We start from the raw sequence: 14,153 nt of genomic DNA, 5'->3' as shown, positions 1-14,153 counted from the left end.
CTGGAGCCTCACCTGGCTCCTGACAGTGTTGCCCGCCTCGGTTTCAGGGCGGGGGAGGGGCTGATTCCTTCCCCCGCCCCCAGGCCGTCCAGCACGTCCAGGACTGCCGCTACGGATGAAGTTTTCGCTTCCCAGCCCAGGATCCGGCGGGCCCGGCCGGTGTCCATCAAGGGGACTCCCGCTGCCATCTCCACCCAGCCGGAATCGGTGGGCAGCAGCCGGAGCCGCCAGGCAAGGCCCACTGCTTTGTGGAGCAGGCCCATCGGGATGGGGAGGATTCTTCGGGCCTGGACGATCCGCCCAAGTTCCTGGGGTGTCAGGACCGGCTCGGCGGCTATATTGAACGCTCCGGAAGCCCGTTGATCGATCACCCGCCAGTAGGCTTCCGCTACGTCGTCCGCGTGGACGGCCTGGAAAATCAGGTTATCCGGAGCGGGCAACAGTGGAAGCCACAGCCTCCTGGGCAGGAGCCGGGGGATCACCGGTCCCAAGAAGTACCTTCCGATCTCGCTTCCGGCGTCACGTTGGAAGATGAGCCCTGGCCGGAGCCTTGCGACGGCGATCCCCGGCTCTGCGGCCGCAAACCCGTCAAGGAGTTTCTCCTGCTCCGCCTTGTGGCGGCTGTAATGCGAGCCCGCCATGCCTTCGGCAGGCCACGCCTCATCCATGCGCCGGTCCTTGGGGGCCTTGCTGTAGGCACCGACGGATGACGCGCAAACGATCTGCTTGACCCCGGCCTTCCGCGCCGCTTCCAGGACATTGGCTGTTCCTGTCACGTTGGTCCGGTGCAGCTGGTCGAGGTCCCGGTTCGGCTGGATTTGCCAGGCCAGGTGGACAACGGCGTCCACTCCTGACAGGGCCGACTCCAACTTCGGGCGGTCGCGTTCCAAACCAACATCCAGCGTGTGCCATTCAACTCCCGCATAGGGTGCCCGTGAGGTGTCGGGCAGGCGCCTGCTGATCCCTGTCAATTGCAGGCTCCCAGGCTTCGCGGCCAGCTGGCCCTGGAGGTTCCGCAGCAGTGCTGTTCCGGCGTTTCCGCTGGCTCCGATAACGGCAATATGCATGGCAAAGGCTCCTTGGCGGGGGTGTGCGGATCGTCTTACATGCCGAGCCTAATACCGCCAAGGATTGTTTTATAAGCAACCTTATGATTTCCTACTGCTAAGTCTTGCCGCAGGCTTCGGAACCAGACTGAGGGAACCAAACGACAATGCCCGAACCACTGACCGCGCTTGCCGTGGACGTTACGCCTGTCCATGATCCATGCCCCGAAGCCCCTCAGGGCCGCTCCTCCGCCAAGGCGGGGCGGTTGCGGGAGACCTTCGAAAATGACCTCGTCCTGAGCTACCTGGACCTTGCCGAGGCCTTGGCCGCCCGCTTCGAAGCCCGGGGCCGGGAACGGGCAGACCTCAACCAGGTGGCCTATCTCGGCCTGGTCAAGGCCGCCCGCGGTTTCGACCAGAGCAAGGGTGAAAGCTTCCCCGCCTATGCAGCTCCAACCATCGCGGGGGAGTTGAAGCGATACTTGCGTGACCGCACGTGGGTGGTGCGGCCGCCCCGGCACATTCAGGACCTCCGCACCAGGATGTTCCGGGTTGAGCCGGAGTTGGTGCAGTCCCTGGGCCGGAATCCAAGCGTCGATGAACTCGCCATTGAGCTGGGAACGGACGCCGCTGACGTGCAGGAAGCCATCTCTGCGTCCAGCAGCATGCACCCGGACTCACTGGACGCGGCAAACCCCCACAGTGACGCACCGTCCATCGGCGAGTTGCTGGCCTGCCCTGAGACACCTCTGGAGCGGCTGGAAGACCTTGCCTGCCTGCGGGAGGCAATGCAGGACCTGGATGCCGCGGACAGGGAACTTCTCTACCGCCGCTATTTCTGCGAGGAAACCCAGGTGCAGTTGGGAAAGCGGCTCGGGATGTCGCAGATGCAGGTTTCGCGGCGGCTGGCCCGGGTGCTCGTTGAACTCCAGCGCAGGCTGCGCAGCAGCACCCTGAGTGACGGCGAACGTGAGGATCAGGAGCGCGCAACGGGGTCCACGGCTTCTGTAGCGGCAATCCGCCGTACTGCCGGCACCGGAGTTTCCGGCGCGATTTCCACCCGCCAGAGCGCGTCCCGGGCCCGGAGCAGCTAGCTCTGCAACGCCTGTCATCCCGTCCCGGAAGCAGGTTCAGGGCCCGTCAGGGAAGCCTCAGATGCCCTATCTTGCCTGTTCAGCCGCCTCCCCGTTCACCAGTCGAAAGGCGAGAAAACCAGCGGCCCCTGTTTAGGAGCAGCAGCAGTGGGGAACAGTGAGGGTATGGGAAGCTCCGTAACCTCCAAGCTCCGCGCTGTCCTGTTCGACCGGGACGGGACCCTGGTGGTCGATGTGCCCTACAACGGGGACGCCCGCCTGGTCACACCAATGCCCGGCGCCAAGGAAGTCCTTGATGCGCTCCGTGCAGACGGGATAGCAACCGGAGTCATCAGCAACCAGTCGGGCATTGCCCGCGGCCTGATCACTGCAGCCGACGTTGCAGACGTCAATGCCCGGGTGGAGGAACTGCTCGGCCCCTTTGACGTGTGGGAGGTGTGCCCGCATTCCGAGCAGGACGGCTGCGCCTGCCGCAAGCCCGAACCGGGGATGGTGCACAGCGCCTGCCGCAAACTTGGCATCCAGGAATCGGAGGCCGCGCTCATCGGTGATATCGGCGCTGACGTCCGTGCTGCCGAAGCGGCAGGAGCAAGGGGGGTCCTGGTGCCCACGCCGGTGACCCGATCCGAGGAAGTGGCCGAGGCACAACTGGTGGCCCGGGACCTGGCCGAGGCCGTTTCGCTCCTGTCGGAGCGGCCCTGATGGGCCGCGTGCTGGTGGCACGCCTGGACAGCATGGGCGACGTTCTCCTGGCTGGGCCCGCCGTACGGGCCGTGGCCAACGGCCGGTTCCCCGATGGCAGCCGGCCGAACCACGTGGTGATGCTTTGCGGAAGGCAGGGCGGGGCAGCGGCAGGCATGCTGCCGGGCGCCGCGGAGGTCTACAGCTGGGACAGCCCGTGGATCATGAACCCCGCGCCCAAAATGACCGGACCCCATGCAGACAGGTTCATCGAATACGTCCGGAACTCCAGGATCACTGAAGCGGTCATCCTCACCTCTTTCCACCAGTCGCCCCTGCCGCTGGCGCTGCTGCTCCGGCTGGCCGGCGTCGAACGGATCACCGGAGCCTCCACCGATTACGCGGGCTCCCTGCTTGATGTCCGGCTCAAACCGGGCGAAGACTTTCCGGAGGACCAGCCTGAGGCGGAACGTGCCCTGGGCATCGCTGAGGCAGGAGGATTCCGCCTTCCACAGGGCGACGACGGAAAACTCCGCGTCACGTCCGTCCCTGATGTCCGCGGCCTCGTGGGTGAGGAACCCTACGTGGTTGTCCACCCCGGAGCCGCAGTCCCCGCCCGGGCCTGGCCACCGCTGCACCATGCCGCCGCCGTCGAACTCCTCCAGGGTGCCGGCCACCGCGTAGTAGTAACGGGCGGTCCGGCCGAGACGTCGTTGACCGCCACCGTCGCAGGGCCTTCCGCCCTGGATCTGGGCGGACGCACGGATCTCCACACCCTCGCTGGGGTCATGGCGGGCGCGGATGCCGTTGTCACCGGAAATACCGGGCCGGCACACCTCGCGGCGGCCGTGGGCACCCCTGTTGCATGCCTCTTTTCGCCCGTGGTCCCGGCTATCCGCTGGGCACCGTACGGGGTGTCACTGGAACTGCTCGGTGACCAGAACGCGGCCTGCCGGATGACCCGCGCCCGTGTCTGCCCCGTTCCCGGCCACCCCTGCCTTGACTCCGTATCACCTGAAGAAGTGGTGGCCGCCGTGGAACGCCTGATCGGCGGAGTCAGCTCTTTCAGCACGCACGTCAGCACCCGTAGAAAGGCCCGCAACAGATGAGAGTCCTGCTCTGGCACGTCCACGGTTCCTGGACGGACGCGTTCGTCCGCGGCCGTCACGAGTACCTCCTTCCCGTCCTGCCCGAAGGCGGTGCCTGGGGTCTTGGCCGTGCCGACAGGAACTGGCCCTCGTCGGTACGCGAGGTGGATCTGGCAAGCCTGGACGCCGACGCCGTTGACGCCGTCGTCCTGCAACGCCCTGAGGAAATCGACGAAGTTGCCCGTCTGCTCGGCCGGAGGCCCGGCGTTGACCTGCCCGCCGTGTACCTGGAGCACAACACCCCCAAGGTCGATTTCCCGTTCGCCCGGCACCCGCTCGCGGACCAGGACCGTATTCCCGTGGTGCACGTGACCCACTTCAACAAGCTTGCCTGGGACAATGGCTCAGCCCGCAGCCTGGTCATCGAACACGGGATTCCGGACCCGGGCCTGCTCTACACGGGGGAACTGCCCGAACTTGGCGTCGTGGTGAACGAGCCCATCCGCCGCGGCCGCGTGACCGGTACAGATCTGTTGCCCGCTTTCGCCTCCGTGGCGCCGCTGCAGGTCTTCGGCATGAAGACTGACGGGCTGGCCGCCGCCGCAGGGATTGACGAGTCGCGGCTGACGGTACGCGGCGACCTGAAAACCCAGCAGCTGCACCGCGAACTGGCGCGGTGCCGCGTCTATGTCCACCCCATGCGGTGGACCTCCCTGGGATTGTCCCTGCTGGAGGCGATGCACTTGGGAATGCCGGTGGTAGCGCTGGCAACCACCGAAGCGCCGCGGGCGGTGCCGGCGGAGGCCGGGGCCGTTTCCGCCGATGTCGATGAGCTGCTGCGCTCCGCGCGGCGGCTGGTCGCCGATCCGGATGAGGCCCGACGGCGGGGCCTTGCCGCCCGTGAGGCTGCACTGGAACGCTACAGCCTGGGCAGGTTCCAGGACCGCTGGGATGAGCTTCTGGCGGACTTGGGCGGCCGGTCCCGGCACTCCGACAACGAACGCCTGGAGGAGAAGATCCTCGTTCCGGCGGGAGAGAGGAAGACCCCATGAGAATCTCCATGATTTCCGAGCACGCCAGTCCGCTGGCGGCACTGGGCGGGGTGGACGCCGGCGGTCAGAACGTGCACGTTGCCGCGCTGTCCGAAGCCCTGGCCAAGCGGGGCCACCACGTGACTGTCTACACGCGCAGGGATGCAACGGAGCTCCCGGCCAGGGTCCGCGTGGGAAGCCGCCTTGAGGTGGTCCATGTGGACGCGGGCCCCGCGCTCCATGTCCCCAAGGACGAACTGCTGCCCTACATGGGAGAACTTGCCGACGGCGTTGCCGAGGACTGGAGCCAGCGGCCGCCGGATGTGGTGCACGGGCACTTCTGGATGTCCGGGCTTGCTGCACTGGACGCGGCCCGGCGGCCGAACCAGGGCTACCGGGTTCCCGTCATTCAGACTTTCCACGCGCTGGGCACCGTCAAGCGGCGGCACCAGGGGGCAGAGGACACCAGCCCCTTGGAGCGGCGCTGGCTGGAGCCCGGTGTGGGACGTTCCGCCGACAGGATCGTGGCCACCTGCTCCGACGAGGTCTTCGAGCTCAAAGCCATGGGAATCACTACGGGCAAGATCTCCATTGCCCCCTGCGGTGTGGACCTCGGATTCTTTTCCGCAGACGGGTCCGTCGCGCCGAGGAAGCGCACCCACCGCATCCTTTCCGTGGGCCGCCTCGTGCCGCGAAAGGGAGTGGACCTGGTAATCCGGGCGCTGCCGTACCTGCGGGCGGCAGGTTTCGACGACGTCGAACTCCTGATCGTGGGCGGCGGCGGAGACTCCGGGGTGCTCCACGCGGACCCTGAAGTACGGCGCCTCATGGATTTGGCAGCCGAACTCGGTGTGGCGGACCAGGTGAGCCTGCAGGGCCAGGTGTCCCGCAGCGAGATGCCCGGCATCTTCCGCAGCGCCGACGCCGTGGTGTGCGCCCCCTGGTATGAACCATTCGGCATCGTCCCGCTGGAGGCAATGGCCTGCGGCGTTCCGGTTGTTGCAGCCGCAGTGGGCGGCCTGCGTGACACTGTGGTTGACCACGGCACCGGACTGCACGTGCCGCCGCGGGACCCCGAAGCCATTGCATCGGCGCTCGCCCTGCTGCTGGAGAACCCTGCACTGCGCGCTGAGCTTGGCAGCGCAGGCAAGAAGCGCGCCCGCACCAGGTATTCGTGGGACCGGGTCGCGGCCGAAACCGAAAAGGCTTACCAGCTGGCGGTGGCCGGGGCTTCCGCCGGCGTCGTCCCAATGGAAGGAGCGGCACTATGACTGCGGAATCATCCGTGCGGGAAGCTGACCTGCACACTTTGCCAACAACTGACGCATTGCCTGCAGTTCTGCCCGGAGCGGCCTTTGTGGACCCCGACAGCGCGGAAGCGGTCCGCGTGCACCTGGACAACGTCGTACCCGCGCTCGAGTCGCTGCGGAGCCAGTCCGGCCGGCTTGCGGCCTGGGGCGTGGAGCTGGCCCAGCGCCTGCTCCGCGGCCAGCGCCTGCTCGCCGCCGGCAACGGCGGCTCGGCCGCCGAAGCCCAGCACCTCACCGCGGAGCTCGTGGGCAGGTTCGACGGCGAGCGGGTTCCGTTCTCCGCCATATCGCTGCACGCTGAGTCCTCGGCCGTGACCGCCATCGCCAATGATTACGGCTACGACGACGTCTTTGCCCGCCAGGTGCGGGCGCACGCCCGGTCCGGCGATGTGCTGCTTTTGCTGTCCACCAGCGGCAAGAGCCCCAACCTGCTGCGCGCAGCCGAGGTTGCCGCACGCCTGAACGTCACCACGTGGGCGCTGACGGGAGCCGGCCCCAATCCGCTGGCTGATGCCTGCGACCAGGCGGTGATGATTGACGCCCTCAACGCCAATGCCCAGGAAGGCCACCTCATCGCCCTGCACGCGATCTGCCGCGCTTTTGACCTGGAAGTTGCCCGGCACAGTTCCGCCGACGGCTGGAGCGTGCAGAACCAGGGCCTTCAGAACCGGGGTGCCCAGGCATGAGGATTGTAGTGGTTGGCGATGTCATGCTGGACGTGGACCTCTCCGGCGAAGCCACCCGGCTGAGCCCCGACGCCCCGGTACCGGTGGTTGACGTGTCCGGCGTCAAGCGCCGGGCCGGGGGAGCCGGGCTGGTGGCCCGGATGCTTGGCGAGGACAACTGGCCAGTCACGCTGGTGACGGTCCTGGGCGATGACGACGCCGGCCGGCAGCTTGAAGCGCACCTCGCCGGAGTGCGGCTCGTGACCGGCCCCAGCGGCCATCCATCACCGGTCAAGACCCGCGTGCGGGCCGGCTCGCACCCGGTGGTCCGGTTCGACCAGGGCTGTGAGAAGGCTCCCGTCCCCGAAGTGAGTCCTGCCATGCTGCGCGAGGTGGAGAAGGCAGGCGTCATCATTGTCGCGGACTATGGCCGGGGACTGGCGGCAAACCCGCAGTTGCGGGAGCTCCTTGCCCGGCTTGCCGGCCACGTGCCCATTGTATGGGACCCGCATCCTGCCGGACCGGACCCGGTACCCGGCGTCGCCGTTGTCACCCCCAACTTCGCCGAGGCCCAAAAGGCCGTGCAGTCGCGGGGCCGGGACGCCGTTACGCGGCAGGATGGCGCGGACCGTGGGCAGACAGTTGCGGGAGATCCTGCAGCCGGGGTGGGCGCAGTCCTGCTCGAGGAATGGGGCAGCCAGGCTGTCCTGGTCACCAAGGGGGAAGAGGGCGCCGTCCTATGCCGGCGCGACCAGAGCTCCCGGGCCGTTCCTGCGCCGCGGGTGGAAGCCGGTGATCCCTGTGGAGCCGGTGACAGGCTCGCCGCCAGCCTCGCCGTCCACTTGCTGGCCGGACGGGACCTGGCCGAAGCCGCGGAACTTGCGGTCCACGACGCTGCCGACTTCCTCGCCAACGGCGGAGTGTCCGCCCTTCCCGACACCAATGGACAAGCGCCGCAGCCAAAACCGCGCGTCAACGACCCCCTGCTGCTGGCCCGCGCTGTGCGCGAAAACGGCGGTAAGGTTGTGGCCACCGGTGGTTGCTTCGACCTGCTGCACGCCGGCCACGTCCGGTCCCTGGCAGCGGCCCGTGAGCTCGGCGACTGCCTGATCGTCTGCCTCAACTCCGACGACTCCGTCCGGCGGCTGAAGGGCCCGGAGCGGCCCATCATCGGCCAGCACGACAGGGCAGAACTGCTCCTGGCCATGGAATGCGTGGACGCCGTGATGGTGTTCGACGAAGACACCCCGGAGGCAGCGCTTGAACGCCTCCGCCCCGACATCTGGGTCAAAGGCGGCGACTACAAAGGCGCCAGCCTGCCGGAGGCCGGTCTTGTGGAGAGCTGGGGCGGGCGCTGCGTCACCGTGCCGTACCACCCCGCCCGTTCCACCACCGGCCTGGCCGATGCATTGGCCAAAGTCAGCTAAACAGGTCCGGCCGCGGCCGCAAACCCGGGTCGCCCGGCAAACGAGCGGTAGCCAACACAAGTTTTGTACGTCCCATTCGAAAGGAACACCATGACTGCAGAGTTCAATTCACCCGGCCGTGTACTCGTGACCGGAGGGGCATCCGGACTGGGGGCCGCCGTCGTCGACGCCGTCCTGAAGGCAGGCGGCACCCCGGTGGTGCTGGACCGCGACATCAGCAGCGTCTCGGCCGTAAAGGCTTTTGAAGTGGATGTGGCCGACAGGCTGGCCGTTGAGGCCGCTGTCAAGGAAGCCGCGGAGTCCCTGGGTGGGCTCGAAGCAGTGGTTACGGCCGCCGGAATCGACCGTTGCGGCAAGCTTGCGGACGTCGAGGCCACCGAGTGGGAAAAGGTCATCGGCGTGAACCTGATGGGCACTGTTTCTGTTGTCCGTGCAGCCCTGCCCTACCTCAAGGCCTCCCACGGCAGGGTGGTAACCATCGCCTCCACCCTGGGCAAGCGAGCCGTGGCTGATGCCACCGCCTACTGCGCCTCAAAGTTCGGCGTCGTTGGCTTCAGCCATGCGCTGGCCGCTGAGACCGGCGGCGAAATCGGCGTCACCACCATCATCCCAGGCGGCATGAAAACCCGGTTCTTTGATGACCGCACCGAGCAGTACAAGCCGCAGGACGACTCACGGCTCAACGACCCCGCCAACACGGCGCAGGCAATCCTGTTCGCGTTGAACCAGCCCACCGGCTGCGAGGTCCGCGAAATGCTGATCTGCCACGAGGAAGAGGGCTCCTGGCCCTAAACCCCGATACTCACCAGCCGGAACCGACGGGAGGAACTTCATGCCCACCATTGCCACAGAAACGACTGCTCGCCCGGAAACCGCTGACAGCAGCGGCATCACCATCCGGAATCCCCGAACCGGTGATGTCCTTTGGACTGTGCCGGAGGCCGAGCCCGAAGCGGTGTCCCGTGCAGTAGCGGTGGCCCGGAGCGCTGCGGGGGCCTGGGCTTCCACGGCGCCGGCCCAGCGGGGTGCGGCAGTGCGGGCCGCCGCTAAAGCGCTGGCTGCGGCCGCCCAGGAGTTGGCCGAACTGAACGCCAGCGAAACGGGGCGGCCGGTGGAGGAATCCCTCGCCGGCATTGGCGCGGGGGTTTCCACCCTTGAGCAGTACGCGGAGCTGGGGCCCGTCCACCGGGGCCACAGCCTGCGCGGCAATCCGCTCGCTTCCGATTACACCGTGGCTGAACCCCGCGGCGTCGCTGTGCTGCTCACCCCGTGGAATGATCCTGTCGCGGTGGCCTGCGGCCTGATCGGGGCCGCGCTGGCCACCGGAAATACCGTGGTGCACAAGCCGAGCGAGCGGTGCCCGAGGCTGGGCGAGGCGCTTGGCGAAGTGCTGGCCCCGGCCTTCCCACCCGGCGTGTTCCAGACCCTTTCGGGCGGCGCCGCCGTAGGTGCACTCCTGGCACAGTCCGAAGTTGACGTGATCGCACATGTTGGCTCCAGCGCGGCCGGCGCGCGGATCGCCAGGGCTGGAGCCTTGACTGGAGCCCACGTCATCCGGGAAAACGGCGGAAATGATCCGCTGCTGGTGGACCGTGACGTCGATCCGCTGTGGGCTGCCGAGCAGGCAGCGATCGGTGCCTTCAGCAACAGCGGCCAGATCTGCGTGGCGGTTGAACGGATCTACGTCCATGAGGACATCGCCGCCAAGTTCTGCAAGGCCCTTGAAGCCGAGGCGGCCCTCCGCAACAGCAACGGGACGGTGGCGCCGCTGGTTGATCTCCGGATGCGTGATGAGGTCCATGCGCAGGTCACCGATGCACTGAATCAGGGCGCACATGCCGTGGAAGGCGGCACCCTGCCGGACCGGCCGGGCTCCTTCTACCCCGCCACCGTGCTGCTCGGGTGCACGGACCGGATGCAGGTCATGACGGAGGAAACGTTTGGGCCGGTTGCCCCCGTGCAGGTGGTGAAATCGTTCGACGAGGGCCTGCGCCTCGCACGCAGCGGCAGGTATGGCCTGGCCGCCACCGTCCTGAGCGGCAACATCGCCCACATCCAGCAGGCCGTTGCCGCCCTCCCGGTGGGAACCGTGAAGATCAACGCAGTTTTTGGCGGGGCGCCCGGCGGCGCAGCGCAGCCGCGGGGGGAGAGCGGCGCGGGCTTTGGCTACGGCCCGGAACTGCTGGATGAGTTCAGCCGGGTGAAGGTGGTGCACATTTCCGCACCGCCCGCTGCAGCTCCCGGCGCGGCGGATGAAGACCAGGAAGTGGAAGAGCCTGATGTTGAACTGCGGGATGAGTCATGAGCCTGTCAGCTGAGAACCGGTCACGGGACGACATCCCCGCGGCTCTTCCGGGCAACCCGCCGGATGAGCCCGGTGACGTTGACCTCTCCAGCCAGCGGGCCCTGTCGGAGTGGCTGCCGGGGCGTTTGGCAGCTGACGAGCCGGCCATCCTCGTGGTTGGCGACCTGATGCTGGACGGCTGGTGGAGCGGCAGCATTGAACGGCTCTGCCGTGAGGCCCCCGCCCCTGTGGTGGACGTGCAGACCCGCGAGTCAGTTCCGGGTGGGGCGGCCAACACTGCCATGAACCTGGCCGCCCTCGGGGCGCGGGTCTCCGTGGCGGGCATCGTCGGAACAGACGATGCCGGGGCGGACCTTCGGAACCAGCTCGTGGCTGCGGGCATCGACGTCAGCCACCTGCACAGCCACCCGGACATGGTGACCACCACCAAGATCCGGATCAGCAGCGGCGGGCAGGTAATGCTCCGCATCGACGACTCTGCCACGGCGGTGCCCGCCGAGGCGCTGGCCGCACTGGCGGCTTCGGTGCGCACCGCCGTCGAACACCAGGACGCGGTGCTGGTGTGCGATTACGCCAATGGGGTGCTGGCGGACCCGGTCCGTGCAAGCCTGGTGGACTCCCTGGCCGGGCCGGCGTCCGGTGACGGGGACCGTCCGCTGCTGGTGGTTGACTCCCATGATCCCCGGCCCTGGGCACCGCTCCGCCCGGACCTGGTGACCCCCAATGCGCAGGAAACGGCGCGGATGCTTGACCTGAAACTTCCCGACGGCCAGGACAGGGTGGAAGCGGTCAGCAGGCACGCCCCTGCCCTGCTGGAAGCCACGGGGGCACGAGCCGTGGTGGTCACCCTGGACCGTGACGGTACAGTGCTGCTCAGGCCCGACGGCGTGACGCACCGTACGTGGGCCCGCCCGGCCGCGGAAAAGCAGGCCTCCGGTGCCGGTGACACGTTCGTAGCGGCGCTGACTTTGGCGCGCTCCGTCGGCCTGCCGCTGACGGCGAGCCTGGACCTTGCCCAGTCGGCCGCCGATGTGGTGGTGCATCAGCCGGGCACCTCGGTCTGCAGTACGGGCCAGCTGAGCCGGTACCTCAAAGCCTTCGCTGACACGGCACTGGGCGCCGACGAACTGCAGCGGCAGCTGGAGCTGCACCGGTCCCAAGGCCAGCGCATCGTGTTGACGAACGGCTGCTTCGACGTGCTGCACAGCGGCCACACCCGCTACCTGAACCAGGCAAAACAACTGGGGGACGTTTTGGTTGTGGCGCTGAACAGCGATGACTCCGTACGCAAGCTCAAGGGAGCAGGGCGGCCCATCAATGGGGTGGCGGACCGGGCGGCTGTAGTAGCGGCTTTGAGCTGCGTGGACTACGTGACCGTCTTCGACACCCCCACGGCTGCGCCGCTGATCACACAGCTGCGGCCCGAGGTCTATGCCAAGGGCGGGGACTATTCTCCGGAAATGCTTGCCGAGACGCCCGCCGTGGAGCAGTACGGCGGGCGGGTAGCCATCCTGGATTACGTAGCGGAACGGTCCACCACTGCCGTGGTCAAGCGGATCCGGGAAGGCGAAGGAGCCCTGCCCACAACCTAGGGCGCGGAGCAACAGGGCTGCTGAAACCAATTAGGGTTGAAGCATGACTGAAGCGTGGCACGGTAATGGCAAAACGCGGTAGGTCTGGGGCCCGGAACGGCCTGCGCCCTGTTGCAGGCGTGGTGGACATTCCGGCAGGAACACGCCCAAAGGGGCCGGTTGAAGGTGTTTACTACATCGATACCGGGGACTGCGAGCTGATCGCGGACCAGGACAACTCCACCGGCTGGCTCCTGAAGATCAACGGCGTGATGAGCTCGCACATCGACCTTGCTGATCCGCTTTTCCTGGACTTTGAGTACATGCGCTGGATGGCCGCGCTCATTGAGTCGCGCTGGCCGCCGTCGCGCATTGCCGGAACGGGGCCCAGGCTCCGCGGCCTGCACCTCGGCGGGGGCGCATGCTCCCTGGCCCGCTACTTCCACAGCGTCTATCCTGACGCCCGGCAGGTGGTGGTGGAGCTGGACGGCAAACTGGCCGAGTACGTGCGCGGCTGGTTCGACCTGCCCAAGGCACCGCTGCTGCGCCTGCGGGTGGGGGAGGCCCGTGAGATCACGGAAACCCTGACGCCGGAGACCCGCGACTTTATCATCCGGGACGTTTTCGCCGGTGCCCTGACTCCGCACCCGCTTACCACGGCGGAATTCAACCAGCACGTCAGGCGCGTGTTGGCGCCCGGTGGGCTGTACGTGGTGAACTCCGGTGACGCACCTGATTTGAAGAACGCCCGCGAGGACGCCGCCACCATCGCTGCAGCCTTTAAACACACCGTGATCATCGCGGACCCCGCCATGCTCAAGGGCCGCCGCTACGGAAACATGGTGATGGCCGGCAGCGATACGCCCTTCGGCGAGGACCCGAAGCTGGCACGGCGGCTCCTGGGCGGAGCGGTCCCGGCGCACCTGTGGGACGATGCGCAAGTACGGGCCTTCGCGGCAGGATCACCGGTGCGCCGCGACCCGGTGGTTAAGTAGCTCAAGCACTGAGACCGCGGCCCAGCAGCCACTCCCGGTGCCCGGCCATCTGCTCCCGCAACCCCTGGACTACCGCCGCCACCGCCGGCCGCCGCAGCGAGTCCGGCCGCAGCACCATCCAGTACGGCAGCAGCTCGGCGATCTCAGCGGGCAGCAAGCGGACCAGGTCGGTGTGCAGGTCCCCCATAAAACACGGCAGGAAACCAATGCCGGCGCCGGCACGGGTTGCCTCCACATGGACAAAAACGTTGGTGGAGGTGAGGCCGTCGCGCATGGCGGGCACCAGCCTGCGCGGCGCATCCAGGTCATCCACCTGCAGCATTGAATCCACGAAATAAACCAAGGGATGCTCGTTCAGTTCCGCCACAGTGGCAGGGGTCCCGTGCTCGTCCAGGTAGGCGCGCGAGGCGTACATTCCCAGCATGTAGTCACCAAGCCGCAACGCTTCGGCGCGGTGCACCTGCGGCTCGCCCACCACCACTTCAATATCCAGGCCCGAGCGCTGCTGCAGCGCCCGGCGGGTCATGGTGACCACCTCCACGCTCAGCCCGGGGTGGTCGCGGCGCAGGCGCGCCACCGCAGGCGCCGCGATGTAGGCGCTGAAGCCGTCGGTCGCCGTCATGCGGACGACGCCGGTAATCGGGTCTGGCGCCTGGCCGGCCGCTCCCAGCGTGCCCATCACAGCTTCCACCTGCTCGCCCACCCGCACAGCCTGCGCTCCGAGTTCCGTCAGCTCCCAGCCTCCGGTTGCGCGCGCCAGGACCCTTCCGCCGAGTGCCTTCTCGAGGGCGGCTATCCGGCGAGAGACGGTGGTGTGGTTCAGTCCCAAAGCCTGGGCCGCCGTCGTGAACTTCGCGGAGCGGGAAACTGCAAGGAGAACCAGCAGGTCATCCGGGTTGGCTTTCATGTCTGCAATTGTGCACAGGTTTGGTGCTGGTTT

At 67.5% G+C, this 14,153-nt stretch carries 13 protein-coding genes; 11 read left to right on the top strand and 2 right to left on the bottom strand.

Annotated features, from left to right (window positions below; translation table 11 throughout):
- Positions 1 to 8 precede the first annotated feature (8 nt).
- The gene (locus AC5RVN_RS12140) at positions 9 to 1,067 is read right to left on the bottom strand and encodes an NAD-dependent epimerase/dehydratase family protein (protein WP_494138087.1); all 1,059 of its coding nucleotides are present in this window, start codon (positions 1,065 to 1,067) and stop codon (positions 9 to 11) included.
- 146 nt (positions 1,068 to 1,213) lie between these two features.
- Here AC5RVN_RS12140 and AC5RVN_RS12135 point away from each other — a divergent pair, with 146 nt between their 5' ends.
- From AC5RVN_RS12135 to AC5RVN_RS12085, 11 genes are all read left to right on the top strand, one after another.
- The gene (locus AC5RVN_RS12135) at positions 1,214 to 2,140 is read left to right on the top strand and encodes a sigma-70 family RNA polymerase sigma factor (protein ID WP_494138086.1); all 927 of its coding nucleotides are present in this window, start codon (positions 1,214 to 1,216) and stop codon (positions 2,138 to 2,140) included.
- A gap of 165 nt (positions 2,141 to 2,305) precedes the next feature.
- Entirely contained in the window at positions 2,306 to 2,842 is a 537-nt protein-coding gene (locus tag AC5RVN_RS12130; protein WP_494138085.1) for a D-glycero-alpha-D-manno-heptose-1,7-bisphosphate 7-phosphatase, read from the top strand.
- Entirely contained in the window at positions 2,842 to 3,930 is a 1,089-nt protein-coding gene (locus tag AC5RVN_RS12125) for a glycosyltransferase family 9 protein (protein ID WP_494138084.1), read from the top strand. The genes AC5RVN_RS12130 and AC5RVN_RS12125 overlap by 1 nt, the downstream gene beginning before the upstream one ends.
- Complete coding sequence (locus AC5RVN_RS12120; protein WP_494138083.1) at positions 3,927 to 4,961, top strand: glycosyltransferase; 1,035 nt, start codon at positions 3,927 to 3,929, stop codon at positions 4,959 to 4,961. The genes AC5RVN_RS12125 and AC5RVN_RS12120 overlap by 4 nt, the downstream gene beginning before the upstream one ends.
- Positions 4,958 to 6,211, top strand: a complete 1,254-nt coding sequence (locus AC5RVN_RS12115; protein ID WP_494138082.1) for a glycosyltransferase — start codon at positions 4,958 to 4,960, stop codon at positions 6,209 to 6,211. Before AC5RVN_RS12120 ends, AC5RVN_RS12115 begins: the two co-directional genes overlap by 4 nt.
- Positions 6,208 to 6,936 carry a D-sedoheptulose-7-phosphate isomerase gene (locus AC5RVN_RS12110; protein WP_494106027.1) on the top strand — a complete coding sequence of 243 codons (729 nt, stop codon included), beginning with the start codon at positions 6,208 to 6,210 and terminating at the stop codon, positions 6,934 to 6,936. The genes AC5RVN_RS12115 and AC5RVN_RS12110 overlap by 4 nt, the downstream gene beginning before the upstream one ends.
- The gene (locus AC5RVN_RS12105; protein WP_494138081.1) at positions 6,933 to 8,342 is read left to right on the top strand and encodes a PfkB family carbohydrate kinase; all 1,410 of its coding nucleotides are present in this window, start codon (positions 6,933 to 6,935) and stop codon (positions 8,340 to 8,342) included. The genes AC5RVN_RS12110 and AC5RVN_RS12105 overlap by 4 nt, the downstream gene beginning before the upstream one ends.
- Positions 8,343 to 8,432: 90 nt before the next feature.
- Positions 8,433 to 9,134: an SDR family oxidoreductase gene (locus tag AC5RVN_RS12100; RefSeq protein WP_494040559.1), complete on the top strand. Its 702-nt coding sequence runs from the start codon at positions 8,433 to 8,435 to the stop codon at positions 9,132 to 9,134.
- A gap of 40 nt (positions 9,135 to 9,174) precedes the next feature.
- The gene (locus AC5RVN_RS12095; protein WP_494138080.1) at positions 9,175 to 10,647 is read left to right on the top strand and encodes an aldehyde dehydrogenase family protein; all 1,473 of its coding nucleotides are present in this window, start codon (positions 9,175 to 9,177) and stop codon (positions 10,645 to 10,647) included.
- Entirely contained in the window at positions 10,644 to 12,239 is a 1,596-nt protein-coding gene (gene rfaE2 / locus AC5RVN_RS12090; RefSeq protein WP_494138079.1) for a D-glycero-beta-D-manno-heptose 1-phosphate adenylyltransferase, read from the top strand. Before AC5RVN_RS12095 ends, rfaE2 begins: the two co-directional genes overlap by 4 nt.
- Before the next feature lie 65 nt (positions 12,240 to 12,304).
- Complete coding sequence (locus tag AC5RVN_RS12085; protein ID WP_494138078.1) at positions 12,305 to 13,213, top strand: spermidine synthase; 909 nt, start codon at positions 12,305 to 12,307, stop codon at positions 13,211 to 13,213.
- Position 13,214: 1 nt separating this feature from the next.
- On the opposite strand, the gene AC5RVN_RS12080 is transcribed toward AC5RVN_RS12085, so the two are convergent.
- Positions 13,215 to 14,120 (bottom strand): LysR family transcriptional regulator, encoded by a 906-nt coding sequence (locus AC5RVN_RS12080; RefSeq protein WP_494040563.1) that lies wholly within the window; start codon positions 14,118 to 14,120, stop codon positions 13,215 to 13,217.
- Positions 14,121 to 14,153 lie beyond the last annotated feature (33 nt).

The organism is Arthrobacter sp. sptzw32, from assembly GCF_059089735.1.
The sequence above is the reverse complement of the archived record's forward strand: the minus strand, read 5'-3'. Positions and strand labels throughout refer to the sequence as shown.

Bases quoted from the DNA above. Each gene is read 5' to 3' on its own strand.
- AC5RVN_RS12100 (WP_494040559.1), top strand. From the start codon at position 8,433: ATGACTGCAGAGTTCAATTCACCCGGCCGTGTACTCGTGACCGGAGGG.
- AC5RVN_RS12110 (WP_494106027.1), top strand. From the start codon at position 6,208: ATGACTGCGGAATCATCCGTGCGGGAAGCTGACCTGCACACTTTGCCA.
- AC5RVN_RS12135 (WP_494138086.1), top strand. From the start codon at position 1,214: ATGCCCGAACCACTGACCGCGCTTGCCGTGGACGTTACGCCTGTCCAT.
- AC5RVN_RS12095 (WP_494138080.1), top strand. From the start codon at position 9,175: ATGCCCACCATTGCCACAGAAACGACTGCTCGCCCGGAAACCGCTGAC.
- rfaE2 (WP_494138079.1), top strand. From the start codon at position 10,644: ATGAGCCTGTCAGCTGAGAACCGGTCACGGGACGACATCCCCGCGGCT.
- AC5RVN_RS12130 (WP_494138085.1), top strand. From the start codon at position 2,306: ATGGGAAGCTCCGTAACCTCCAAGCTCCGCGCTGTCCTGTTCGACCGG.
- AC5RVN_RS12140 (WP_494138087.1), bottom strand. From the start codon at position 1,067: ATGCATATTGCCGTTATCGGAGCCAGCGGAAACGCCGGAACAGCACTG.
- AC5RVN_RS12125 (WP_494138084.1), top strand. From the start codon at position 2,842: ATGGGCCGCGTGCTGGTGGCACGCCTGGACAGCATGGGCGACGTTCTC.
- AC5RVN_RS12115 (WP_494138082.1), top strand. From the start codon at position 4,958: ATGAGAATCTCCATGATTTCCGAGCACGCCAGTCCGCTGGCGGCACTG.
- AC5RVN_RS12105 (WP_494138081.1), top strand. From the start codon at position 6,933: ATGAGGATTGTAGTGGTTGGCGATGTCATGCTGGACGTGGACCTCTCC.
- AC5RVN_RS12120 (WP_494138083.1), top strand. From the start codon at position 3,927: ATGAGAGTCCTGCTCTGGCACGTCCACGGTTCCTGGACGGACGCGTTC.
- AC5RVN_RS12080 (WP_494040563.1), bottom strand. From the start codon at position 14,120: ATGAAAGCCAACCCGGATGACCTGCTGGTTCTCCTTGCAGTTTCCCGC.
- AC5RVN_RS12085 (WP_494138078.1), top strand. From the start codon at position 12,305: ATGGCAAAACGCGGTAGGTCTGGGGCCCGGAACGGCCTGCGCCCTGTT.